The sequence below is a fragment of the Cyclobacterium xiamenense genome (genome assembly GCF_900109255.1).
GTDB classification, from domain to species: Bacteria; Bacteroidota; Bacteroidia; order Cytophagales; family Cyclobacteriaceae; genus Cyclobacterium; species Cyclobacterium xiamenense.
Map to the genome: position 1 here is coordinate 144243 of NZ_FNZH01000006.1, position 24615 is coordinate 168857.

The 24615-nt window shown below is 50.5% G+C and carries 18 protein-coding genes; 13 read left to right on the forward strand and 5 right to left on the reverse strand.

Going from position 1 to position 24615, the window contains the following annotated elements:
* Nucleotides 1-1192: 1192 nt before the first annotated feature.
* Nucleotides 1193-1438: a hypothetical protein gene (locus tag BMW71_RS17915; protein ID WP_092177208.1), complete on the forward strand. Its 246-nt coding sequence runs from the start codon at nucleotides 1193-1195 to the stop codon at nucleotides 1436-1438.
* Between the two features lie 37 nt (nucleotides 1439-1475).
* Here BMW71_RS17915 and BMW71_RS17920 read toward each other — a convergent pair whose 3' ends face one another.
* Together BMW71_RS17920 and BMW71_RS17925 are read right to left on the reverse strand one after the other, a co-directional pair.
* On the reverse strand, nucleotides 1476-2615 hold the full coding sequence (locus BMW71_RS17920; protein WP_092177211.1) for a BamA/TamA family outer membrane protein: 1140 nt from the start codon (nucleotides 2613-2615) through the stop codon (nucleotides 1476-1478).
* A 53-nt stretch (nucleotides 2616-2668) separates the two neighbouring features.
* The gene (locus BMW71_RS17925; protein WP_092177213.1) at nucleotides 2669-3529 is read right to left on the reverse strand and encodes an arylamine N-acetyltransferase family protein; all 861 of its coding nucleotides are present in this window, start codon (nucleotides 3527-3529) and stop codon (nucleotides 2669-2671) included.
* Nucleotides 3530-3764: 235 nt separating this feature from the next.
* On the opposite strand from BMW71_RS17925, the gene BMW71_RS17935 reads away from it, so the two are divergent.
* Both BMW71_RS17935 and BMW71_RS17940 read left to right on the forward strand, forming a co-directional pair.
* The gene (locus BMW71_RS17935) at nucleotides 3765-5366 is read left to right on the forward strand and encodes a hypothetical protein (protein ID WP_092177216.1); all 1602 of its coding nucleotides are present in this window, start codon (nucleotides 3765-3767) and stop codon (nucleotides 5364-5366) included.
* A 29-nt stretch (nucleotides 5367-5395) separates the two neighbouring features.
* Complete coding sequence (locus BMW71_RS17940; protein ID WP_092177218.1) at nucleotides 5396-8407, forward strand: PVC-type heme-binding CxxCH protein; 3012 nt, start codon at nucleotides 5396-5398, stop codon at nucleotides 8405-8407.
* A gap of 16 nt (nucleotides 8408-8423) precedes the next feature.
* Here BMW71_RS17940 and BMW71_RS17945 read toward each other — a convergent pair whose 3' ends face one another.
* Both BMW71_RS17945 and BMW71_RS17950 read right to left on the reverse strand, forming a co-directional pair.
* Nucleotides 8424-9428 (reverse strand): S41 family peptidase, encoded by a 1005-nt coding sequence (locus BMW71_RS17945; RefSeq protein ID WP_092177220.1) that lies wholly within the window; start codon nucleotides 9426-9428, stop codon nucleotides 8424-8426.
* The gene (locus BMW71_RS17950; RefSeq protein ID WP_092177222.1) at nucleotides 9422-10210 is read right to left on the reverse strand and encodes a hypothetical protein; all 789 of its coding nucleotides are present in this window, start codon (nucleotides 10208-10210) and stop codon (nucleotides 9422-9424) included. Before BMW71_RS17950 ends, BMW71_RS17945 begins: the two co-directional genes overlap by 7 nt.
* A gap of 139 nt (nucleotides 10211-10349) precedes the next feature.
* Between BMW71_RS17950 and BMW71_RS17955 the strand changes: the two genes are divergently transcribed.
* Nucleotides 10350-11690, forward strand: a complete 1341-nt coding sequence (locus tag BMW71_RS17955) for a DUF5723 family protein (protein ID WP_092177224.1) — start codon at nucleotides 10350-10352, stop codon at nucleotides 11688-11690.
* On the opposite strand, the gene BMW71_RS17960 is transcribed toward BMW71_RS17955, so the two are convergent.
* The gene (locus BMW71_RS17960) at nucleotides 11673-11819 is read right to left on the reverse strand and encodes a DUF2256 domain-containing protein (protein ID WP_174238233.1); all 147 of its coding nucleotides are present in this window, start codon (nucleotides 11817-11819) and stop codon (nucleotides 11673-11675) included. The two genes, BMW71_RS17955 and BMW71_RS17960, sit on opposite strands and share 18 nt — an antisense overlap.
* A gap of 208 nt (nucleotides 11820-12027) precedes the next feature.
* Here BMW71_RS17960 and BMW71_RS17970 point away from each other — a divergent pair, with 208 nt between their 5' ends.
* The 9 genes from BMW71_RS17970 (at nucleotide 12028) to BMW71_RS18015 (ending at nucleotide 24614) form a co-directional block, all read left to right on the forward strand.
* Nucleotides 12028-13545: a DUF4301 family protein gene (locus BMW71_RS17970; RefSeq protein WP_092177228.1), complete on the forward strand. Its 1518-nt coding sequence runs from the start codon at nucleotides 12028-12030 to the stop codon at nucleotides 13543-13545.
* A 27-nt stretch (nucleotides 13546-13572) separates the two neighbouring features.
* On the forward strand, nucleotides 13573-14373 hold the full coding sequence (locus BMW71_RS17975) for a 3-keto-disaccharide hydrolase (protein ID WP_092177230.1): 801 nt from the start codon (nucleotides 13573-13575) through the stop codon (nucleotides 14371-14373).
* Between the two features lie 90 nt (nucleotides 14374-14463).
* Nucleotides 14464-14652, forward strand: coding sequence for a hypothetical protein (locus BMW71_RS17980; protein WP_092177232.1), 189 nt, complete (start codon nucleotides 14464-14466; stop codon nucleotides 14650-14652).
* A 119-nt stretch (nucleotides 14653-14771) separates the two neighbouring features.
* Nucleotides 14772-17858 (forward strand): PVC-type heme-binding CxxCH protein, encoded by a 3087-nt coding sequence (locus BMW71_RS17985; RefSeq protein ID WP_092177234.1) that lies wholly within the window; start codon nucleotides 14772-14774, stop codon nucleotides 17856-17858.
* Between the two features lies 1 nt (nucleotide 17859).
* The gene (locus BMW71_RS17990) at nucleotides 17860-19056 is read left to right on the forward strand and encodes an FG-GAP repeat domain-containing protein (RefSeq protein ID WP_092177236.1); all 1197 of its coding nucleotides are present in this window, start codon (nucleotides 17860-17862) and stop codon (nucleotides 19054-19056) included.
* A 627-nt stretch (nucleotides 19057-19683) separates the two neighbouring features.
* Nucleotides 19684-20388: an outer membrane beta-barrel protein gene (locus tag BMW71_RS18000; RefSeq protein WP_092177240.1), complete on the forward strand. Its 705-nt coding sequence runs from the start codon at nucleotides 19684-19686 to the stop codon at nucleotides 20386-20388.
* Nucleotides 20389-20463: 75 nt separating this feature from the next.
* Complete coding sequence (locus tag BMW71_RS18005) at nucleotides 20464-20991, forward strand: RNA polymerase sigma-70 factor (protein ID WP_092177242.1); 528 nt, start codon at nucleotides 20464-20466, stop codon at nucleotides 20989-20991.
* A gap of 39 nt (nucleotides 20992-21030) precedes the next feature.
* On the forward strand, nucleotides 21031-21984 hold the full coding sequence (locus tag BMW71_RS18010) for a FecR family protein (RefSeq protein ID WP_092177244.1): 954 nt from the start codon (nucleotides 21031-21033) through the stop codon (nucleotides 21982-21984).
* 65 nt (nucleotides 21985-22049) lie between these two features.
* A complete protein-coding gene (locus BMW71_RS18015; protein WP_092177246.1) occupies nucleotides 22050-24614 on the forward strand; it encodes a TonB-dependent receptor in 2565 nt (854 codons plus the stop codon).
* The last annotated feature ends 1 nt before the right edge of the window (nucleotide 24615 follow it).

Consider the following 24615-nt stretch of genomic DNA (forward strand, 5'->3'; position numbering starts at 1 on the left):
AAGCCGGGGCGATACACGGACGCTCTCTCAGATACCGGTACGCCGGAACCCCCAGTAGTTGTCCTACGAACCGCAACCCTTCCCACAAAAGGTACCTGAAAACGGATCCAAACAGGTTGACTAGCCGACAGAAACCCGGCATCCTGTCCCGGGAAATTCCGGCTAAGGAAAGAACTACAAAAGGAAGTATTGGTTTCACGAACCTTACCAATAAAAAACAAGGTTGGTCCCAACGCTTTCTCCCGAACCGAATCTTTTCGAAATTTTCCGCACCGGCCACAACCTGTCTGGACTTCAGATTTTGCTGGTAAACGACCTTTCTGGCTTCGTTCAGACCTCGCTAGTTTAGGGGATGCAGCCGAAAAACGTCGCTCCACTGCTTCCGCTGAAAAACTTGATGCACGGGTTTGAAAGCAATCCTTCGGTCTAAGATTCGGGAACCCAAACGGTTCGCTTGTATTTTTCCACGAGGAAAAAAGGCCGTTTGTATTCGATAGGTTCGAGGTATTCAAAGCAAGCATCTGTATTCAGGTGTCCGTGAAGCAGGTACAAATAACAAAAAAAATATGAAACCAGCAGCCTTCGCACCAAATAAAATCACTCCACTTACTCGGTTTTCGAAAGTCTTTTACCTGCTCATCGAATTTTCGTTCCAGAACCGCATTGCATGTTGGCAGTTGTTTCCACTGCTTACTTTCGTAAACTACTTTCGGGGATGTGTCAAATGGTACGAGGCCAAGAGACAGTGCCCAACAAACCGATGAGAATATCCATAGCAAAGCTCCCGCATTTCTTACGAACCACTTCCAACCAAACATAAAGCTAATATCAGTACCTATATTCGTGAGAAAATTTGGTTTAGAAACAAGTTGGAAAGCGGGAAAGCCCAAACTTCTCTACCTGTTTTTCAAGCAGGAATAGTGCGGCAGGCCTGGCCTTCCTGTAAGCATTTTGACGTTTTTCCCAGAAAAACCTACCTACCGCGCATGAAATACAAAAATAATACAACAAAATACTATTTTATATTTACAAAAAAATACCCATAAAAACAACCTATTTTTATTAATTTTTGTAATTAAATTTTACTAATTTTGAAATGTTAATCAATCATTCGGAACTCTAAAACCAAATGGGTACCGAGAGCGGTTCGGAAGCCAAAAAAATAGGCCTGATTTTTAACTGATCGGAAATTATGGAAACGTACATCGTAGTGTCGGTAATACTTGCAATTAGTTTGAGCCTCTTGTATATAGTCAAGGCAGTTCGATCTGCGGCCGATGATCCGGAGACGTTTGACCATTTCCAGCAAGGAGAGAAATTCCGGAAGCCGGCCAACTGGAAGGTTGGAAAAATGCCCAAGGCTATCGAAAAAAAAAACGTCCGGGAAATTCTTCGGATCGACTTCAAGCTTGACTACCGGCAATTGAGCCAAAACTAACCGGAAGGGCTGTTCAGGCGTACGACGGTAGCTTTTCTTAAAATGCTTCTCCGATAAAAAAATAGACCCCGGATCCTTCGCTTGTAAACGCCAGATCCAATCGGGTATAAATATCTTTTTTCGGAAATAGCAAAAACCGCAGTCCCCCGCCAGCGGACCAAACCATTCTATTCCAATCAAAAGCCCTGATTTCCGGAAAAACCTGGCCTGTTCCGGCAAACACCGCTCCGCCGATTCGATCGGTAAATCTCAACGGAAAAGGTAAAAACCGCATTTCTACCTGAGCTGCCACCTGATTACGGTCCCGGTACCTCCCGGTATAGTAGCCTCGCATCAGGCTTTCCCCACCCATCAGCGATAGTTGGTTAAAGGGAACGATCCCGGATTGAAACTGACCAAATAGCTGTGCGGCCAGCACGTTGTTTTTTCCAACGGGCCGGTAGATCCGGTTATCTGACAAAACCGTGGTAAAATTAAATTCGCTTTTCCAAAATGGGTTGTACCGCATAACGGCCAATTCGGAGAAGTGACCATCCCGTACGTTCAACACGTTGTGCCGGTTATCGTAAACCAGGCCCAGCCCCAGACCCAGGTTCGAACTGCCCTGGTATCCAGCGGGGAGCTCCAGTGTCGCCCCTGGCTCCGAAGGGACAAATCGAACCTGCTGCAATCGTTGCCAATCGAATTCAAGCCCAAAAAACAGATTATCCCGTACCTTACGGAGTACGCGTTCTTTCACCCATACCTGATTGGCATCTACTCTGGCCAAAAAATCTGGCGGACTGTCGTTACCGATGCCGTAATACAGCAGTGGAAAACTCTGGAAGCGTATTCTACCCAGAAAAAACCAGCGATCTCCCGGTCCATAGTTGGCGTGGTCCATCCATAATCCGTATTGATTTTCTAGGGTAAAGAACGTAAATGCATTGATCTCACTCAGTCGATGGGTGGTGTCACGGTTTGCATAGTACACATACAGGGCACTGAATCCGATTTCCCAACTGGTCTCTGGCGCATAAGCCAGCGTGGGGTACAGAAGAAACTGCGGTTTGGAAATATCGCTGGTGTCGTTCAAAAAGGAATGGATATACCGTTTAATAAATCCCTGCGCGCCTGCCGGGTTCCCAATAGCTAGGCTTCCCATAAGGAAAACGATCATCCAACACTTCTTCATCATTGTAGTAGCCATTTCTTAAAAAAAGACAGAAAGCCTGCGCTTCCCTTATTCGCTTATTCTTCGGAAATCAATTTCTTCAACCGTTCCGGCAACTTCTCGTGTTGGGGTAGCTGTATCAAAAAAATCTCTTCCAATAGTTCCTTTAACTCCTGATAGTTCGTTATGGTTCGCTTTTGGCTTGCCTCATTCTTTCGGTGAATGGTAAAACGGTCGTTATAAAGCGCATACCTTCCCCAGGGCATGCACCGGGCAACCATCAAATCTTTCACAAACAGTGAGGAAGGATGGGTACACAGGTACCAGCTGACGACCTCGTAATCCGGCAATAACTGCGGTTCCAATCCAAACCGGTACATAAGCCTCCACTCCTCTTTTACCCAAATTTCCACGTAATAAAAGTCCGCCTCTTTGGAAATCCGGTACTGTTCGATGGGTGTATCCTGCGGATCGGGATCGTCCAGAGAAAGAGGTGCCGTGAACGATGCTCCTCCAAAACCCACGTCTGCGATGTATTTCCTTCCGCCTACCTGAACCAATAGCAACATGTGGTCTCTGGGTTTGATCTCCCCCTCCGGTACCTCCCAAAAAACCCGGGCGGACAATCCCTTTACCAGGAATCCCATGGTCCTCAATACCTGCCCAAAGAGTAGGTTTTGCTCGAAACAGTACCCTCCCCTACCTTCCAACACCAACTTTTGCACCAATTCCGGAAGGCCTAAGGCAACGGGGAGTCCCAAAAAGGAATGGATGTTTTCAAAGGGAATGGCCTGCGGATGCAGGTAATGAAGTTGCTGGAGCACCTCCAGAGTAGGTTCCCGTTCCCCTCCATACCCAACTCGGTTAAAATAAGCTTGCAGGGATTTTTCTTCCAGTCCTCCCTCGAAAAGTTCCAGGCTTTTTATTGCATCTGACATTCGTTGTAGATTTTTCGTTGAATTAAATTTACTCTTTCCAAACCAATAGAAATAATTTCACAAAAGAAAATTACCTGCCCCTCCCATTTCCGAAGCGAACAATGTGCAAAAAAAACAAGGATTAACTGGGAATACCGATGATTTACTGTATCTTAAAAACAGGTTTTTCCGGTAGAACGGAAATAAAATCCAAAGAAAACCACCTGGTAACCTTCCACCTGCCTCCTGATTGCACATGAAAAAGAAACCGAGCTCCTCCCGAAGAAAATTCTTGCGAAATTCCAGCCTGGCTGCCGGATACCTGAGTCTGGCGCCTCCACTGATCGGGCAAAACCTGGCGAACGACTTTACGGGATCAAAAGCGGTTCTCCCGAGCAAAATTGCCGACCTCGTAAAAGCGGCTTTTGCAGAGGGAGACATTTCTCCTACACTGGGCATGGAACAGCCGGGAAATTACGGCAAACAGTACCACCGATCTTTTCATGACCCCTGCAAGGTACGCATCGCTGCCTTTCAATCGGGGACGGAACAGGTGCTGATCGTTTCGCTGGATGCACTGGCGGTATACCGACCCTGGGTAGATGAGGTCAAACGGACCATTCAGGAAAAGGGCGGCATCGCTGTAGAAAAAATACTGATGACAGCTTCACACTCCCATTCCTCTGGCCCAACAGCCATGGTGCAACCGGGGCAATACGAACAATCCGATGCCTTCATTCAGGAGCTTGCTTACACCCATTCTTCTTGCGCAGACCCGGCCTACCTGGATCAGGTAAAGGAAACAACCCTGGCTACAGCCCTGCGGGCCCTGGAAAACCTACAGGAAGCGCGTATTGGGATCGGTAGCGGCAAGGAGGAGAAGGTGGCCTTCAATAGGCGCTTTCTCATGAAAAACGGAAGGACCTATACCCATCCGGGGCAGTTGAATCCGGATATTTTGCAGGTTGCCGGACCAATTGATCCGGAAGTTGGCGTCATTGGCAGCTGGGATGCCGACGGTAAATGCATGGGCTGCCTGGTCAACTACGCCTGCCATACCACCACCAACCCTGGAGGTATTTCCGCAAATTGGGTGTATTACATGGAACAAACCATTCGGGGAGCATTCGGCCCGGATTGCGTGGTGGTTTTTTTGCAAGGCGCTAGCGGCGACATAACTCAGGTAAACAACCGCAACCCAAGCCCGAACCCCTCCGGAGAGGATTGGGCCCGATTGGTGGGCGCCAGCGTGGGTGCGGAGGTGGTCAAAACCATGCTCCACCTGTCCCGGTCCAACCGGATGAGGGTGGACAGCAAGCAGCTTCTGTTGCCCCTGAAGCGAAGGATGCCTACCGAAGGCAGGGTACGGGAATCCTTGCAACTGGTAAAACAGGCACCGGAGCAGGTAGGCAAAACGAATTGGATATTCGCCAAAGAAACCCTGTTGCTCGACAGCTGGGGCAAGCAAAACCCCATCCATGATGTTCCGCTGCAGGTAATCCAGCTAGGTCCCGCAGTATTGACTGCCAATCCTGCTGAATTTTTCTGCGACCTTGGCTTACAGATCAAAGCAGAAAGTCCCTTCCCGAGTACCTTTCCCGTGACCATGGCCAACGACTGCGTGGGCTACGTACCCAGCCGGGAGGCCTTCGGTCCCCAGGGCGGCGGATACGAAACCCGCCTTACCTCCTACAGCAACCTGGAAATAGATGCCGGTCCCAAGATTGTCGCGGCCAGTCTGGCGTTGATCCGGCAACTCGAACCGGGGGCCATTCCGGAAGCGCCGAAGGCTCCGCCTTTTCTGGGGCGACCCTGGGACTACGGGAATGTGCCCCCAGAACGAGGCCGGGAACTGTGATCCATTTCTGCACCATTTCCGTCTATGCCATGAACTTTCGTTACCGTATGCCTTACGCCTATTTCCTTGTTTTCCTGCTGTTGCTTTCTACTGCCTGTAGCGAAAAAACCGATACCGAAGACATCGGCCCCTTGTTTGAACGGCAAGAAAGCCCGGTCAATTCCTACCTCTATAGCTACCAGGACTCGCTTCCGCTAAAAGCGGCCTTGGCAGCCTTCCAGCTGGAGCCCGGATTGCAAATTGAATTACTGGCAGCGGAGCCGCTCGTGGCGGACCCGGCAGCCTTTGCTTTTGATGAAACCGGGGTGTTGTATGTCGCTGAAAATACCGGCTATCCCGATCCGGTTGACGGGACTGCCCGCGAAATGGAGGGGACAATAGCGCGGCTGGAAGACCGGGATGGGGATGGAAAATTTGATTACCGAACCGATTTCGTAACGGGCCTTAGCTATCCCAACGGCATTTTGCCCTGGAAAGGCGGGGTATTTGTTACCTGTGCGCCACACCTGTATTATTTCAAAGATACCAGTGGAAACGGCAAGGCCGATATCCGGGAAATCGTCCTTAGGGGATTTGACGACAGCAAAACCGCCCAGATACGGGTCAGCCATCCCGTACTGGGCCTGGATGGATGGGTCTACCTTACCTCCGGGCTGACCGGTGGAAAGGTGCACGCGCCTTCCCGTCCAGACAAAGAACCTGTGGAATTCACCGCCTCTGATAGCCGCTTTCACCCGGAAACCTTGGAATTTGAGCGTACCGCGGGCCGCAGTCAGTTTGGTTTGGCCTTTGATGCCTTCGGTCGAAGGTTCGGCAGCAGCAACCGGCACCCCCTGCAGCACTTGGTACTGGAACCCCGGCACCTGGAACGAAATCCTCATCTCCCATTTTCCAACACCGTTCAAAATGTTTCGCCGGTCGAATCAGAAGCGCTCGTTTTTCCGATCAGCAAATCCGTAACCACGGCGGACTACATCCCCCGGCTGATGGGCCGCTCCCACCAGGGCACCTTTACCTCGGCCTGTGGTACCTTAATTTTTCAGGGCCCAGGATTATCCGAAGCTCATGTGGGAAATGCCTTTATATGCGAGCCGGCGCAAAACCTGGTACAGCGGCAACGCTTGGAAAAAAAAGGTGCCACGTTTGTATCGCAACGGGTACACGAAGGATGGGAGTTTTTAGCCTCATCCGACACCTGGTTTAATCCGGTATTTCTGGGCCACGGGCCAAACGGCGCCCTATACCTGGCAGACATGTACCGAAAAACCATCGATCACCCCGCCTACGTACCCGAAGAAACCCGCCCGGCATTGGACTTTAGCAGCGGTAAAAATCAGGGGAGAATTTACCGCATACGCGCCAAAGGACCCGAAATGCCGGTGAACTCCTTCGTCTTTCCAAAAAAAGATCCGGTCAGCCTCTCGGAAACCCTCAAGGCCCTATCAGACGGGGATGCCTGGTCCAGAGAAACCGCCTTTCGCTTATTGCTGGAAGCCAAACCAGCCGAAAGCCTGGCCGCACTCCGCTCCCTGGCGAGGGAGGCGACGCTACCGGAAACCCGGGTGCGGGCACTTTGGCTGGTTCACCACACAGCCGGCATGAGCCCGGAGCTTCTCCGCGCCGCCCTGCAGGATCCCCATCCGGGTGTACGGGAACAGGGCCTATGGCTGGCAGCCCGGTCCAAAAACCTGATACCACAGGTGGAAGCCCAAATTTTTGAGCGATCCGAAGATCCCGAGCCCCGAGTCCGGTTTGCGGCGGCCTTGGTTCTGGGAGAGCAGTCCGGGGAGGGTAAAGTAGCTCCTCTGGCACACATTGCCTATCAGGATGCCGCTGATTCCTGGCTGCGAACGGCCGTTCTGGCTGGTCTAAACAACCAAACCCTGGGATTTCTGCAATTGCTGAGGGAAAGCAGTAATGAACCCGCTTCGGCCGGGATGCGGGAGCTTTTTTCCGATTTGGGGAAACTTCTGGCGGCAAGCCATTCCTTTGAAACGTCCAAAAACCTGATTCTTTCGATATGGGCAGAAGAGACCACTCTCGCGGAAGCCGCCCTACTTGCCGGTCTTTGCCAGGGCCTGGCAGAAAAAGACGGGCAATTCCTCCATCTGGATCAATTGGGGCTTACCGAAAATCAGCTAAAAGCATGGCGAGCCGAATTGACAACGCTTCTAAACGCAGCCTCCACTGCGGAAGACGACCGCATTCGGGCCGTACGCACGCTGGGGTATTTTCCTCCCGGTCAGACCGAAAACTTGCTGGGTAGTTTGCTGACTCCCGATCAATCCAATGCCGTTCAGCTGGAAGCTGTGACTGCGCTGACCCGCCAAAATCATTCCAAGGCCGGCAAATTGCTCACCGAGGCCCAGCAATGGAAAACGTTTACCCCCCAGATCAAGGCCGCCGTGATCAATCGCCTCGTATCCCAGCCGGTACTCCTGGAGGAATTGATACACGCGCTGAAAACGGGCGCCATTCCAGCCGCCGACATTCCGTCAACCACCCGGCAGGCGCTCATGAAATCGGCTAACCCGCGGGTACAATCGGCCGCCGATTCCCTTTTTGATTTCCTGGAAGAAGGCGGCAGAATGGAGGTATTCAGTCGATACAAAGAGGTGTTGACCCTGGTAGGCGATTTCGCTGCGGGCAAAGCCGTTTTTCGCAAGCAATGTGCCGTCTGTCACAGGCATTCGGGGGAGGGAGCCGAAGTCGGACCCGATTTGACCGGTATTGGCAATCAACCGGCTTCGGCCATCCTGTTGCATACACTGGTACCGAATTATGAAATTTTGCCGGAATACCAGACCACCACCGTGCAGACCACCGATGGGCGGCAGCTAAGCGGCCGCATTCTCTCCGAGTCGGCCCATTCCATCCGGTTAAAAACTTCTTTCGGAACCGAAGAAACCCTGCTCCGTTCCCGAATTGAACGCATGGAAAACCCGGGCACGTCCCTGATGCCCGACGGACTGGAACAAACCATGACTCGGCAAGACCTTGCTAACCTGCTGTCCTTTCTTAAAGGATCCTCGTACCCTTAAAACGGCAAACGCACGTTTACCTACGCAGCAGAAAAATGGCTGTTTCGATCAGGTTGTCTTCTCCCCTGCCTACCGCTGCCGGGTTTAGGTCCAACCGAAGGTCAGGCACCACACCATCTTCCAATTGCCGTTCGTCCAGGTCGATGGTCTGCGTTGCCGAAAAGCGGTAGGTCCACCCGTTGGGTAACTCACCAAATACCGGGGTCCCTCCGCCTCCACCCGTTTGGTCTCCTACCAGGGACACGTTGGGGAGGGCCTTCATCATTTGGGCAAAAAAAGTGGTCGCGCTATAGGACCGGCGATTGGTAAGGACGATCACGCGGCCGGTATACGTTCCTTCCTCCCAGGGGCGAATTGTCATCGGCTCCCAGGGGCCAAATTCATCCGGTCCCGGGCCCGATTTGATCCGTTGCCTTGCATACTCAATCTCTTCTGCCGCGAAGGCAGAAGCCAGTAACTCAGCATTGCTCAGATTGCCCCCGCCGTTATTCCGCACATCGATGATTACCCCCCTGCTTCGTTTTGCCCGCTCGACGACCACCTGCAGATTGGCTTCGGAAATCCGTTGCCCGAAGGATCGGTAATTGACATACAACACCTCGTCCACCACCTGATGCTGTAATGGCCCGCTGATCCAATAATCTCCTCCCAGGTATTCCTGCTCGATCAGGTTTTCGTCGTAATTCACGGGGAAATCCCGATACCAATCCCAGTTTCGGCTGCGGTTAAATCCCGTACTTAGATTTACGTGCCCGTCCCGGAGTTCAAAAAGCATTTCGGCCAACAGGTCATACAGCTCCAGTTGGCCCATCTGATCGTTTACCCTGGGCCGGTAATCCGCGCGTACCTGTTCCCAGTCAATGTCTTTGTGGGTAAAAAACGAATACCTATGGTTTACGTCTTCCCATAAGGTGTCGAATACAGCCGTTGGGTCCGACGCGGGGTCGGGTGGCAGCAGCCATTGGTCGCAGGAAAACAAAAAAACCACAAGGATCCAACTAAACGATGCCGGTCTTACCATATGCGAAAATTTATTAAAAGACTGACTGCATGTCCAACTCGATGAATCGGTTGGCCTCCCTTTAAGACAGCGAACTCTGGTCGGTAACGCAGTGCCAGGTCATTACCGGCAGGCAATGTCCAAACCAGCGTGGATTCCAGTCCCAGGTTCCAATCCCTTCCTACGTAAAAAGGGTCCACCGCCCGGAGAAAATTATCCAAGGGTTCCCCATCCTCGGTGACTCCTGCCGGGTCGGCTCCGATAAAGCCGGACTTAATCTGAAAGCCCACTACCTGCCAATGGGCCAGGGTTTGCCAGGAAAACTGCTGCCCTTTCCATTGAAAGGGGTACTGGTACCGAAGCGCCGGTCCAATGGAGGTGAAATAATCGTACCGGAGACTGTAATTGGTAAATCCATTGTGCCGACGGAGATTCAACAAATTCTGATTGGACCAGCCCCAATGCAGACCCCGGTCGGCGTCTTTTTCCCGGTGATAAAAGGTACTGTTCCAAAAGCCCGCAGACAAAGCGTTTAGGGAGTTGCCGATTTGGTTGCTTAGCGGGCCAATGCCAAATTCAACTTGGAAGGTCTCTGTCTTATGGGGGCGTTGAAGCGCGAACGCGCCCGTACTGAAACTGCGGGGCCCGCTGTACTTCATGGAAGAAAATCCGGCGTCACGACTGGTGAATGCCTGAAAGCCGGTGGACAACCATAGATTCCCTGACGACTGCGAAAAGGCGTTCAGGTGGACCATGCAGGTCAACAGGAAAAGAAATAAAAAATGGTTACAGGTACTCCGCATCAGGTTTCGTCTCTGGTAAAATAGTATTGGTCCGCCAAAGTACTAAAATCTGAAAAAAATCTAACCTTCCGATTCATATTCCAGGTATTTTTGTGTTAATTTATCAAGCAATAGCGGTTAACTTTTATTACGAAGATTGATGAAACAGGGTTTGTACCTTTTCCTTCTCTTTTTTGGCTTGGGAGGAATTTGCCAGGGTCAGGAAAGCTTTTTAGGCATCCAAAACAGCCAGCGGAAAGGCATGATCAATGCCATGATGAACCCAGCCGAACTGAACCACCTGCACAAAAAAGTGGAAGTGTCGTTTTTTGCAGTGGGCGAAACCCTGGATAACAATGTCTTGTCTTTTCAAGACATGCTCTCCGACTTTAACCAATTCGAAAGCATCTTTGCGCGCATATCGGAGCCGGTCAACGTGCGAACAGACTTTACGGTAATGGGTCCATCCGTAGGCATTCGGTTAAAAAAGTGGTCCCTGGGATTTACCTCCCAGGCCCGGGCAAAGGTGGATGTCATCGATTTTAACCCCAAGCTGGGCGACGCCATCGTCAACGAAACGACGGCAAGCGGAACCAACCAAACGCAATTGGACCTACCCTACAATCAGCGTATCAATGCCGTCGGCTGGCTGGAACTTGGGCTAATGGCGGGCACCAGTATCTGGGAAACCGAAACCCAGTCTCTATCGCTGGGTGGGCATTTCAAAGTGCTCTTTCCCGGCACCTATGCCAACCTGGGATTGGACCAAATCCAGGCAACCCTGCTAACCGGACCCGACCAAATACGCCTTGCCAACGCACGGGGTATATTGAACCTATCGTACGACGATCGCTGGGATATCAATCGCAATGGTGGACTGGGCTTCGACACCGACCTTTGGTCGGGTTTTTCTCCCCGTGGCTTTGCAGTCGACCTGGGCGCCAATTACCTTATAAACCGAAATGGGAGACGCTTCCTGAATCTGGGCATGTCCATGAAAAACCTGGGCGCAATGACCACAGCTAGCAGCCAAATTACCCGAAATTACCAGATCGACATTGGTCAAGGTGAATCCTTTCGGATCGACAACCTGGCAGGAAGCATCGAAGAAATCGAGCAGCAATTGGTGAATAGCGGGTTCTTTTCAGTTTCCCGTGAGCAAACCGCCACACGTATTCACCTGCCCCAACAACTCGCGGCTTATGTAGAATTCAGTCCCGTACGCCATTTTCAGGTAGCGGTCTACGGACAAAAACGCATCGACGACGAAAGCCACAACCGGCAATTGAGCGCCCCGGATTTGCTAGTCATCACGCCCCGGTTTATTGCAGGCAAACTAGAGATTTACTCACCCTGGATGCACCATCAGGTTTCTGGCCTGGCAGGCGGACTCGGTATACAATTCGGCGGCTTCTTTGTTGGCAGCCAATCCCTTATCACCGGACTCCTGGCGGATAGCAGTCGACTGGATGTACATGCCGGATTATCCTGGGGATTTTGATTTCTGATTTCGGCAACGGTCGGAACAATACCTGACTTCCTCCCAGTTTTTCTCCCATTTCTTCCGCCAGACAAACGGCCTTCCACAAACCGGGCAAGTCTTCTGAGGCAGGTCTCTTTTTTTTATCATTGCAGCGTAGGTTTCGGTTGGTAACTACACCTCCCCGGAAAATTGTTTACCAAAACCAGGAAAAGAATTCTGTAGATAGGCAACGTGCAAGAAATTCCTTCCCACAGGTAGATAAGATTGGGCTAAATTCCCAAAAAAATAGGGCCTTTCACAATTGAAATTGCTATATTGGATCGTCAAAAAAATCTGATTAACCCGATATCCATTCATGTTATCCAACGAACAAAAGCAACAAATTAGCGCACTGGGAATGCCCCTACAAACGGTAGAAGAGCAACTACAAAACTTTAAACAGGGCTTCCCATTTTTAGAAATTCAAGATGCTGCTAAAATCGGAGACGGCATCCAGGTTTTGACGGAGGAGCAGTTAACCACCGCGGTGAATGAATACGAATCCGCTGCCCCATCGCAAGCACTGGTGAAATTTGTTCCTGCGAGTGGTGCCGCCAGCCGCATGTTTAAAAACCTATTCGGCTTTCTCGAAAAAGGAACCGACTCCCTGGAAGACGATGCCTTTGTGCGCCAATTTTTCGCGTCCATCGACTCCTTTGCCTTTTATGAAGACCTGAACCGGGAACTTCAAAAAAGCGGCAACGATTTGCCCACTGCACTAAACCAAAAGGAATATGCACGTATTCTGACTGTCCTTTTGGAAGACGAGGGCCTTGGATACGGAAATTTGCCCAAGGGCCTATTAAAATTCCATGCGTACGGCAGCGAAAACCGCACGCCGGTAGAAGAACATTTTGTCGAAGGCGCACAGTATGGCGTAGGAAAGGACCGAACGGTACGGCTTCATTTTACCGTATCGCCCGAGCATCAGAAAAAATTTGAAGAAAAAGTAGCCGAGGTACGACCCGCTATGGAGAAAAGGTTTGGTGTTACGTTTTCTGTCGATTTTTCTCAGCAAAAAAAGACCACCGACACCATTGCCGTAGACCTGGACAACGAGCCGTTTGTCGAAGACAATGGGGACCTGCTCTTTCGGCCCGCAGGGCACGGGGCGCTGTTGGCGAATCTAAACGAAATCGATGCAGATCTGGTCTTTATCAAAAACATCGACAACGTGGTACCGGATCGCCTGAAAGAGACCACTACGACCTATAAAAAAGCCATTGGCGGCTTGCTCCTTCGGGCACAGTCTGAGGCCTTTCAGGCGCTGAAAGCGCTCGATAAGGCGGTCAGCGAGGCCACCGTAGAAAATGCCCGGCAGGTATTTACGCAGACCCTCGGAGGGAAACTCCCGGATGCATTTCAAACGCTTACACTAGACGAACAGGGCAGTTTCCTGCACAACAAACTAAACCGTCCCATTCGGGTTTGTGGGATGGTAGAAAATACCGGTGAGCCCGGAGGCGGCCCCTTTTGGGTGAAAGAGTTGGATGGCTCGCTTTCCCTGCAGATCGCCGAAACGGCCCAGTTAGACCTCGATGATCCGGATCAAAAAGCCATCTTTCAGGCAGCGACGCATTTCAACCCGACCGACCTGGTTTGTGGCATCAAAGACTACAGGGGCAAACCCTTCGACCTGATGGCCTACCGGGACCCAAAGACCGGGTTCATTACCCAAAAATCCAAAAGCGGACGGGATTTAAAAGCCCAGGAACTTCCCGGTCTGTGGAACGGATCCATGGCTCACTGGAACTCCCTCTTCGTAGAGGTACCGCTGATTACTTTTAACCCCGTCAAAACCATCAACGACCTCCTGCGTGATGTTCATCAATAATCCATTAGGCCTGTCAACAACCTCCTTATGATTCTAAAAACGTTTTCTTTCCCTCGTTTACTTCCTTTCTGCCTATCGGCCTTCTTCCTGCTGTTCCTGTTGCTTCAAGTACCCGCGAGGGCGCAGTTGGACGTGGGCGCCGCCGCTCCTAAGGGCGCGGAACAGCTGTTCAACGGAAAGAAAAAATCCCTACATAAAAACTGGACCTATTGGGAAGGCCCCCGGCTTACTGCCAAACTGCCCATCAAATGGGAAATTGTACCGGATCCGGTCGACAAAGGAACCGCAGTCAGTTCCAACGATCCCGACGGCGCCGGTGGGAAATACGGTGCGGCCGACATTGTCACGAAGCAAAAATTTACGGATTTTCGCCTGCATGTGGAGTTTCTGATCAAAGAACCGGGGGGTAATAGCGGCGTGTACCTGCAAAATCGCTACGAAATACAGATCCTCGATGGAGACAGCACCGATCATGGCATGGCGGCAGTGATCAACGAGAAAGCGGCTCCCTATAGCGTTTACCGGGGGGTAGGCAAATGGAATGCCTACGACATCCAATTCCGAAGTGCCCGTTTCGATGAGAACGGCAAACTGTCGGAAAAAGCAATGACCACCATTTATTTTAACGGGGAAAAAATCCACGAAAATGTGGCCATTCAGCAGGTATGGGGCGGCGCAAACTCCGGCCTGGACGGAGGCAGGGATGGTGGAAAAGGCATCACCAATCGCCCAGGAGGCATCAAACTGCAAGCCGAAGGACACGAAGTGCTGTTCCGCAATATCTGGGTCCAACGGCTCAAGCTGGAAGAATCGGATACCGATTTCTAATCCCCGGCGACGAGGATAAACAAAATCGGAAATCCAGAACTTGTTTTTCAGTCTGGCAGTGTTTTTGTTTCCTTACCGGTAAAAAACGGTATGAACTTTAAACGCATTTTTGGACCCATTCTCACCTTGATCGGGTTGGGTGCTCTTATTTACGGAGCCTACGCATTTTTGGGGCCTGGGGAAGCCGATTGGAAAACACTTCTGGTGGTATTCGTATTGGGGTTCGTTTTCTTCAGTTCGGGCCTGGGACTCTTAAAAACAATCAAAGACCGGAGCTAGGCGTACCTGTAGCGCTACCTGTAGCTCCTTCCCTGTAAAGGAAATACCGCCTGGTTGTATCTTTGGAGAATAAAGTGTATGTTAAGGGATAGTTTACTACCTATATCCCGTATCAATTAATGAAAATCCACTTTCCTACCGCTGGACTTCTCCTGCTACTCGTATGTTGCCAGCAGCCCAGGCAATTCACGCAATCGGCCGACCTATCGGAACCCAGACCTTCCACCTACGTGGAAGAAGATCCAGACCCCATTTATTCCGCCCATGTGCGAACCAGCCCCTTCCAGACGCCAGAGGAAGAGAAGGCCGATTTTATTCTTCCACCGGGATTTGAGGTGACGCTATTTGCCGCCGAACCGGACATCACCAAACCCATCAACATGGCCTTTGACGAAAAAGGGCGGCTGTGGGTCAGCCAGTCCTCGGAATACCCCATTAAAGCCGGTGAGGGACAGGGAAGAGATAGAATAAGTATTCTGGAAGACAGCAACAAGGACGGCAGGGCCGATAAAATCACCCATTTTGCCGAGGACTTGAATATCCCCATCGGTGTCCAACCGGTGAAGGGTGGAGCCATTGGCTTCAGCATTCCGCACGTTTATCGCTTTTACGATACCGACGGAGACGATAAAGCGGACAAGCGGGAAATACTATTGGGGCCTTTTGAGACCCGCGATACGCATGGGATGGTGAATAACCTGTTTCGTGGATTTGACGGATGGATCCACGCTTCCCATGGCTTTAGCAATGTTTCTACCGTGGCCGGAAAAGATGGTGATTCCATCCGCATGGTTTCGGGAAACACGTTTCGATTTGCCATGGACGGCAGCCGTGCCGAAAAAACCAGCGACGGACGGATCAACCCCTTCGGTTCCGATTTGGACGAGTTGGGGTACCATTATTCGGCCGATTGCCATACCCTGCCCATTTACCAATTAATCCGGGAGGGGAATTATACCCAATGGGGGAAAAAGGAACCCAACCGGGGCTTTGCCCCTACCATGATGGATTACGGGCTGAATTCCACGGCACTGTCCGGACTGGTATATTACACAGATACCCAGTTTCCTGAAGCGTACCAAAACAGTTTTTATTCGGGAGACGTGGTCACCTGCCGGATCAGCAGGAGCACCATGAGTTTTAATGGTTCCACGCCGCAGGCCACCCGGCAGGCGGATTTTCTGGTGAGCCAAGATCCCTGGTTCCGTCCGGTAGATATCAAAGTGGGACCGGATGGTGCCTTGTATATTGCCGATTTTTATAACCCCATTATCGGGCATTACGAGGTTCCTCTGGATCACCCGGATCGGGACCGAAACAGCGGGCGCATTTGGAAAATCACCTACCGCGGACAGCAAAAAACCGTTACCGACTGGTCACGGGCCAGCATGGCACGACTCATAGAAGCCATAGGAAATCCCGTGCTCCAAACCCGGCTGGTTGCTACGGACGAGCTGGTGGATCGGTACGGAAGCGAAGCGACCGCCGCCCTTCAAAAGATTGTCAACCACCGGCGTAGCCCTTCGCGCCAACTGGTACAAGCCCTCTGGGCACTATCACGCCTGGAGGCCCTACCGAAGAAGACCCTGGAGAAAACACGCCTGCATCCCGATCCCCTGGTTCGGGTTCACCTGCACCGGATTCTGGGGGAACAGACCAAATTTGACTCAACCGACTATGAATGGACCAAAGAAGCCCTGGTGGACAACAGCCCCCACGTGCGACGCGTGGCTGCCGAAAATCTCATCCGGCATCAGGACAGAAGCATGGTCCGCCCCCTGATGCAGGCATTTTTGGAAACCCCGGAAAGCGACAGCCACCTGAGATATGCCTTGCAGCATGCCTTTTATCACCACGCAAGCCATCCTGAGATCGCCAATACCGTTGCCAGTGAATCCTGGAACGAAGAGGAAGCAGCCGAAGTGGCCCTGGTTTTTTCGGACATCACCTCCCGCGTTTCCGCAGCCTTTCTGGTGGCGCACTTGCGAACCAACCCCGTATCGGAAGATCGTTTTTTACCCTATTTGACAGCTGCCGCACAAGCATTACCTGCTTCCAAAATACGTGGACTGATCCAGCTGGCCCAGCAAAAACAGCCAGGATTACCCCTGTATCGGAAAGCCATCGCTATCAACGCCGGGCTTACCCAGCAGGATGTGGAATGGCCCGAAGAACTGATCACCTGGAACCGGTCTTTGTGTGAACAGCTGCTGGAAAAACAGGCTGGGAACTCCAGTTCCCTTAACGAAGCCCAAATCGACGAACTGCACTACGCGACCGGCGTATCTGGTATGCTGCGGCTTAGGTCCACTATTCCCCAACTTCGGCAACTGGTAAGCGGGCCCTATCTGCTGGAGGAGATCCGGGTAGCAGCTGCCAGAGCCTTGATGGAAATTGACCCGGAGACGCAACTGACATTTTTACAGGATTGGATGACCGATCCGGAAAACGCCCTCGACTTTCGTCGCAAAATGGCACAATCCATGGCCCTTTTCTCATCCAGCCGCAGCCTGGATGCATTGGGTGAGGGAATGCGGCATGCACCAATTGAACTACAGGAAACCATTGCTGCGTTACTCGCTGCGGAGGATGAAGGCAAAGACCTTTTGATCAGGCTTATCCGGGAGGGCATGGCCCCCGCGAGAATTTTACAGCGCCGAAACGTGGAAGAGAACTTCCTTTCCGGTGCCAGCAGCGCGCAGCAGGAGTCCTTCCAGGCCCTCACCGAAAACCTTCTTCCCATCAGTCAGGAACGTGAACAGTTGATTGCCGAGCGTGTGGAGAATTTTGAACAGTCCGCAGCACAGGTGCTAACCGGTAGATCCCTTTACGAACAGCATTGCAGCATGTGCCACCGAATCGAGGAAGACGGAGGCATGATTGGCCCTCAACTAGACGGCATTGGTAATTGGGGCCTTTCCGCTCTGGCCACCAAAGTGCTGGATCCCAACCGAAATATTTCCGAGAACTTCCGGACCTATACCCTGAAACTCAAAAATGGGCAAACCCGCTCCGGTCTTTTCCGGCGGGAAGAAGGACAGCTGCTGGTAATGGCAGACCAGACTGGACAGGAGTTTTCCGTTCCCAAAAGCGCTATTGCCGAACAAACCGCCTCTACCATTACCCTGATGCCAGATTACTTCAGCACCACAATGAATCAGGAACAGTTCAATGATTTGATGAATTACCTACTTAGCCTTCGTTAAGATGATTATTCCAGCCCACCTCCCCAACAAAATTGCAGCATCACTAATCACCCTGGTTGGAACGGTTTTGCTTCCACCCTGTATGGCCCGTCAGGATACGTCCGGAGTTCCCGCGTCCAAGATTTCTTTCCAGAAACATACGCTCAGCAGTACCTTTCTGGCAGAAGGCGCTGCCATCGGTGATGTGAACCGGGACGGCTTAATGGACGTAATGGCCGGGGCCTATTGGTTTGAAGCGCCGGACTGGACACCGCACGAACTGGAAGAACCGCAGGAGTTTTACTACGACAAAGGATACAGCAATGCCTTTATCAGCTACGGCATGGATGTGAATCAGGACGGCTGGGTAGATTTTGTGCGGATAGGCTTTCCGGGGAAGGAGGTTCAGTGGTTTGAAAACCCAAAAAACCAAGCCGGACAATGGAAGACACATCGGATTTCCGGATCGCTCGGCAACGAGTCGGCGGGCTTTTTTGACATGGATAAGGACGGCATCAAGGATATTGTCGGCAGTATTCCCGAGACGGGCGAAATGGTCTGGTTCAAAGCCCCCGGGGATCCGGATGATCTGGCCTGGGAAAAATACCCAATCAGTGAAAAAGAGAGTCCGGGCACGGCGCGATTTGCCCACGGTATGGGCATGGGAGATATCAACGGGGATGGAAAAATGGACCTGATCATCACCGAGGGCTGGTGGGAAGGCCCGGAAGACCCTCGCCAGGGGCCCTGGAAATTTCATCCCGCCGACCTGGGTGAACCGGCCGCACAGATGTACGTGTACGATTTCAATGGGGACGGTCTTGCGGATGTGGTTTCTTCCTCTGCCCATCAATTGGGAGTCTGGTGGCACGAGCAAAGAAAATCCGGGCAATGGGAAACCCACCTTATTGATGACTCTTTTACGCAAACGCACGGACTGGAACTCGTGGACATCAATGGAGACGGACATCCGGATCTGGTTACCGGCAAACGCTATTTCGCCCATATGGGCAACGACCCCGGCGAATACGACACGCCGTATCTGTCCTGGTACGAGTTTGTTTCGGGGTCAGACCCCCAATGGATCCAGCATGTGATCGATACCGATTCCGGTGTGGGGGTCCATGTGGTTACGGAGGATTTTACCGGCAACGGGTTGGTGGATATCGTAGTCGGCAACAAGAAGGGGGTTTTTGTATTTGAGCAAATCAGGGAGTAAGCGGAAGGAGCGCATAAGCGCTGGCAGGCTCGGAGCGTAGCGAAGACCCAGAGGGCGGTGCGGCTTGCTGGAAAACCCTGTTTTTTTAAAATTAGTCCTAAAAGACTAATTCTTAACGCTCAGTCCTCAACTTCATATCTGTTGCTATCGGCATCATATAGTGCATAGATGAGATAGGCTTCAAGAGCATCTTTTCGCTGCAGGTCACCGGCTAGTATATTGGCCAGATTCAGCAAAGCAATGGGGTTGCCGGATCCGGAGCGTCGCAGACCTCCGGCCAGCTCACTATCACCATCTGGTCCTTTGCGTGTTGAGTCAGCTAGGTGCCTGCGTTGAGTTTGGTGAGCGTTGGCTCGGCGGATTCGCCACCCTACCAATTAGGGAAAATATTCTTATCTTCATCAGTTTGTCAAAGCTTCCAGCAGGCAGGTAATGGAGGATCTACCCGTACCGTAGAGAACGAGTTAAACTGCCCGCTGCCCGGGTACCTGATGAAACCTTGTTCACGTAACATCCAAAGCCGATAAATTTCTTCGGAAGGACCGATCGTCCTCAAATTGGTATTTTTTTTCATTTCGCGTACGTGTTTTATCCAGCTTAACGGACATAGAGAAAAATCATACTACTATGAAAAATCTCATTATTCTGTTCTTCTCTTTTTTCTCTGTACATGCTGCCACGTCCCAGACGACGGTCAGTATAATGGGAGGCCTAAACTATTCCTCTGGCAATTCTTCATTTTCCTCATCCTACATCGGTGGAAGTGCGCGTGCGCAGGTTTCGCCCAGAATCGGCCTGACACTGGACCAGGGATTCCACGATCAGTTTGGCCTGCATACCGGCCTACTTTATTCAGGGAAAGGATTCCAACTGGATTTTGAGCAGCTGAGAGATGGTGTTGGAAAGGGTGAGGCAACGTTTGCCCTCAATTACATGGAACTGCCACTGATGGCTTATTACAACGTCAACAAATTCCAAATACAACTTGGGGCATACGCTGCCTACACGATCAGCGGCAGGAGTACCACAATCTTTGAGTACCTGGAATTGGGGGAACCTCGAAAATTTGTCAATGAGCAATCACTGACTTTCGGCGATACACCGGCAGCTGAGGATGATCCACTGATTCCCATAGGGTTCCGGAGAAGCGATTTTGGCTTCATGGCAGGCATCGCCTATCGGCTATCCGATACCGGTACGCTCAGCTTTCAATACAGTAAAGGACTGAGCAACCTGATTTCAAATGCGCTGGATAATGCCAATCCTGTTCTACATAATGCAGCTTTTAGCCTGTCTCTGGCTTTTGCCATAAAAAGAATAAATCATCGATAAACGCGCAGGATCAAGCACTTTTGATTTAAATTCCGGAAATTCATTAGTATCAACTTATTCTCAGGCTACTTTGCAATGAATGACTACGATAAAAAGTTTAAACTAATGTACCTGCAATTTTTTAAGCCCCTGGCGGTCTTTTCGCACAAATACACCCGCGATCTGGAGTTGGCGGAGGATGTGGTACAGAACGTTTTTCTGTCCCTCTACGACAGCCGAAACCACCTGAAGATACATAGTTCTCTAAAATCCTACTTATACAGAGCGGTGTATAATCAGACCATGGATGTCTTAAAGCGTGAATCCAGAAAAATATCGGGTATACATACCGATGAAATGGTGCAAGAAGAATTCCGCGATCTGATGGAAGAAGCGGAATTTGAGCGAAAAATACAGGTGGCCATAGATGCGCTGCCCCAGGGCTGCAGAAACGTTTTCACCATGAGCCGAAATGATGGACTCAGTAACAAGGATATCTCCATTCAGCTGAATATCTCTATCAGAACCGTAGAAACCCAAATTAGCAAAGCTCTGAAGCTACTACGGGAAAGGGTGTACACAATCCTGGCATTCCTACTTCTTTTCTTCGAATTGAACCCGTAGGAGACAGACCGAGCCAATACCGTTAAATCACGACAAATTATGAAAACAAGTAAAAATATCGATACGCTCATCATCAGAAAACTCAGCGGTACCGCGACTGAGGAAGAACTACATACGCTGGGAGATTGGCTGAACAGTAGCGAGGTAAATCGACAGTATGCGGAGCAGACACAGAAAATATGGGAAAAGTCCATGGATTTCAAAATTTACCGGGCGATTGATCTTGACAAAAACTGGAAAACGTTTAAAACACAATCCAAGTGGGGTGAGGGCAGGTCAGTCCACAACACCTGGTGGAAAGTAGCAGCGGTACTGGTATTTGCACTGAGCTTTGCCTGGCTGGGATACGATTTTTGGATTGGACAGCAAACGGTCACAATTGCCGCCCAAGAGCAGGCTGAATCCCATTATCTTCCCGATGGCAGCCTCGTTTACCTACAGCCCGACTCCTGGATAAGCTATAGGCCCGAAAGCTTTCAGTCCTCGGATCGGAACGTATCTTTTGCTGGAAAAGCCTACTTTCAGATTCAGAAAAAAAATGCCGCTGAGCACTTCATCGTCAATACGTTCAACAGTCAAACCATTGTACTGGGAACCGCCTTCACGCTCAATACCGATAAAAATGAAACGTCTACCCGTCTGAGGCTTTACGAAGGAAAAGTTTTATTTACCACTACCCGTGACTCTGTAACACTACAACCCGGTGAAGAGGTAATTTTAACGGGAAGTAAGCTAGAGAAAGAAAACTTTCGGGAGAATCCAAAGTCCCTGAACTTCCAAAATAGCCCACTAGAGGAGGTATTCAGTGTTCTGAGTGAAACCTATCTGGTAGAATTCTTCTACGATGGCGCCTGGCCCGGCTGCGAGATAAGCGGAAATCTGGATGCCGGAACACTGGAAGAAACGATGCAACACCTGGATTTCATCCTGGGAATCAACTACAGCATAAACGCGCAGCTGGTCATTATTGAAAAAATTGACTGTAATGAATAAGGCCGGCGGATTTCAGCGATACCATCATGCTTCCCTTCGCAAGTTCAAAAAAGTAAGTAAATGATATGAAAAATGTATATATGTTGCTTTTTTTCCTATCGGCATTCGATATAAAAGCACAGGATCACTTCGGCATAAGCCTACCTCAGCAGGAATACCGGATCCGTAATCTTCTGAAGATCATCAACGAGCAGACGCAGCATTCGTTTATCTATCCGTCTTCTGATGTAGACGAAGAGCAGATCGTCAGCACCCCTGAAGAAAGATATGAACTCACACGACTTCTCAACCTTATGTTTCCTTCCCAAACCCACGAACACCAGATCAGCGACAAGAAAGTCCTAGTCAAAAAGAAAAAAAGGGTAAAACAGGCATCCAAAGAAAGGTTTAGCATTAGCGGCTATGTGACAGACAGCGCTTCCGGCGAATCGCTTATTGGTGCGCACATTTTCTTTCCGGAACTCAATTCAGGTGTCGTGACCAATGCGTACGGCTTCTTTTCTGCCAGCCTGCCGGCAGGTACCCATACCATCGGGGTAGGCTATTTGGGATATGAGCGGTTAAAGCACAGCCTGGAGCTACGCGAGGATGTAAAACTTAATGTGGCGCTGGTCCAAAACACCAGTAACCTGGAAGAAGTACTTGTACACGGCGGGCAGTCGCTCGTTGAGACCTCACAAATCAGCGGCCTGAAAATACCGATACGGCAGATGAGCAACTTACCTGTTTTACTGGGAGAAACGGACCTGATGAAGAGCATTCAACTGCTACCGGGCATTAGTGGTGGCTTGGAGGGCTTTAGCAACTTTTACGTGCGAGGCGGCGGGCCTGACCAGAATCTAATTCTTCTGGATGGCGTTCCCCTGTACAACACGCAGCACCTATTTGGCTTTCTGTCCACGTTTAACAACGATGCCCTCAACAATGTGGATCTTTACAAGGGCGGGTTTCCGGCCCGCTACGGCGGTAGGTTATCTTCGGTACTGGACATTCAAATGAAAGAAGGAAATCGACAGGAGTTTCGGGGAGATGCCACGGTAGGGCTGCTCGCCTCCGCAATCACGCTGGAAGGACCCATAAATGAACAAACTTCCTTTATGGTTTCGGGCCGCCGTACGTACTGGGATGTGCTTGCCAGGCCCATTTTGAGGTCCCTGAACCAAGATATCGGCTACCATTTCTATGACTTGTACACCAAGATAAACCATTCGCTGTCAGATCGGGATAAAATTTATTTCAGTACGTATCTGGGTAACGACAAACTAAGCCTGATGAATGACGCTATCGCTGAAAACAGTAGTCAGGTAGTCAGTAATGAGGAAAGAAATGCACTCAAATGGGGCAATTTCATCTCCGCCTTCCGGTGGAATCACACCTATAATTCAAAGCTTTTTGGCAATATGGGCATCACCTACAGCCGGTTTTATTATGACATTAGCAATGCCTATGTGCGCACGTTTGAAGGCGTAGCAGGAAATACCCCTGAACCGGAAATTTATAGCAATTCACTCAACTCGGGCATTGAAGATGTGGCCTTTAAAGCCGATTTCGATTATTTCCCGCTTCCAAACCAATCCATCAAGTTTGGCAGCATGCTTACCTATCATACGTTTACGCCCAAAGCGCTGTCCACCGCTAATTTCAACTCCGCAATCAGCTTGTTTACCGAACCCATTACTGCCTTGGAAACTGCCAGCTATTTTGAGGATGCTGTCAAGCTGGGCAACAGATTCGACATCAACATGGGGCTGCATTTTTCTTCGTTTTCCCTACCAGAAAAAACCTACAGTTCGCTACAACCAAGGGTTTCTATGAATTACCGGCTAGGCCCCAAGCTATCTACCAAGATGGCCTATGCAAAAATGACCCAGTTTTTGCACCTGTTAACAACGACTACCGTCGGACTGCCTTCCGATCTATGGGTGCCGACTACCGAAAATATACCTCCCCAGGATGCGTATCAGGTAACCGGAGGTTTGGCTTATACCCCCAATCCTAATGTGGAGTTCTCTCTCGAAGGCTACTATAAGGAAATGGATAACCTGCTGGAATACAAGGAAGGAATCAACTACGCCGATATCAATACCGACTGGCAGGAAACAGTAACTGCCGTGGAAGGCCAGAGTTATGGCGTAGAATTTCTCGCTCAGAAGAAAGCCGGAAAATTGGACGGATTCCTGGGTTATACCCTTGCATGGGCTTTCAGAAAATCTCCAGACCTTAACCTGGGAAAGGAATATTTTTACCGCTTTGATCGTCGACACGATTTAAGTCTGGCGGTAAACTTCAATAAAAGTAAAAAAATTGTCTACTCAGGGGTGTGGGTACTTGGAACGGGACAGGCGGTGACCTTACCGGAAGTACAATACCTCAATCCAGATAATCAGCTCATTGTGGCATTTAGTAAAAGAGGCGCGTATCGGATGCCGGCTTATCATCGCTTGGACCTTAGCGCTTCCCTCATCAGAGAAAAGAAAAATGGGGAGCGTCGCTGGATTTTCGGAATCTACAATAGTTATGCCCGAAGAAATCCGGTTTTTCTGGAGTATCTAAGTGGGGAGAATGCAGGATTTGTCCAGTACAGCCTCTTTCAGTTGATCCCAAGTATTTCTTATAGAAGAAGTTTCTGAT

Coding starts and splice junctions, on each gene's coding strand:
- BMW71_RS17935 (WP_092177216.1), top strand. CDS start 3,765: ATGAAAAAGAAACCGAGCTCCTCCCGAAGAAAATTCTTGCGAAATTCC.
- BMW71_RS17925 (WP_092177213.1), bottom strand. CDS start 3,529: ATGTCAGATGCAATAAAAAGCCTGGAACTTTTCGAGGGAGGACTGGAA.
- BMW71_RS17975 (WP_092177230.1), top strand. CDS start 13,573: ATGATTCTAAAAACGTTTTCTTTCCCTCGTTTACTTCCTTTCTGCCTA.
- BMW71_RS18005 (WP_092177242.1), top strand. CDS start 20,464: ATGAATGACTACGATAAAAAGTTTAAACTAATGTACCTGCAATTTTTT.
- BMW71_RS17915 (WP_092177208.1), top strand. CDS start 1,193: ATGGAAACGTACATCGTAGTGTCGGTAATACTTGCAATTAGTTTGAGC.
- BMW71_RS17920 (WP_092177211.1), bottom strand. CDS start 2,615: ATGATGAAGAAGTGTTGGATGATCGTTTTCCTTATGGGAAGCCTAGCT.
- BMW71_RS17960 (WP_174238233.1), bottom strand. CDS start 11,819: ATGATAAAAAAAAGAGACCTGCCTCAGAAGACTTGCCCGGTTTGTGGA.
- BMW71_RS17955 (WP_092177224.1), top strand. CDS start 10,350: ATGAAACAGGGTTTGTACCTTTTCCTTCTCTTTTTTGGCTTGGGAGGA.
- BMW71_RS18015 (WP_092177246.1), top strand. CDS start 22,050: ATGAAAAATGTATATATGTTGCTTTTTTTCCTATCGGCATTCGATATA.
- BMW71_RS17945 (WP_092177220.1), bottom strand. CDS start 9,428: ATGGTAAGACCGGCATCGTTTAGTTGGATCCTTGTGGTTTTTTTGTTT.
- BMW71_RS17970 (WP_092177228.1), top strand. CDS start 12,028: ATGTTATCCAACGAACAAAAGCAACAAATTAGCGCACTGGGAATGCCC.
- BMW71_RS17990 (WP_092177236.1), top strand. CDS start 17,860: ATGATTATTCCAGCCCACCTCCCCAACAAAATTGCAGCATCACTAATC.
- BMW71_RS17940 (WP_092177218.1), top strand. CDS start 5,396: ATGAACTTTCGTTACCGTATGCCTTACGCCTATTTCCTTGTTTTCCTG.
- BMW71_RS17985 (WP_092177234.1), top strand. CDS start 14,772: ATGAAAATCCACTTTCCTACCGCTGGACTTCTCCTGCTACTCGTATGT.
- BMW71_RS17950 (WP_092177222.1), bottom strand. CDS start 10,210: ATGCGGAGTACCTGTAACCATTTTTTATTTCTTTTCCTGTTGACCTGC.
- BMW71_RS18000 (WP_092177240.1), top strand. CDS start 19,684: ATGAAAAATCTCATTATTCTGTTCTTCTCTTTTTTCTCTGTACATGCT.
- BMW71_RS17980 (WP_092177232.1), top strand. CDS start 14,464: ATGAACTTTAAACGCATTTTTGGACCCATTCTCACCTTGATCGGGTTG.
- BMW71_RS18010 (WP_092177244.1), top strand. CDS start 21,031: ATGAAAACAAGTAAAAATATCGATACGCTCATCATCAGAAAACTCAGC.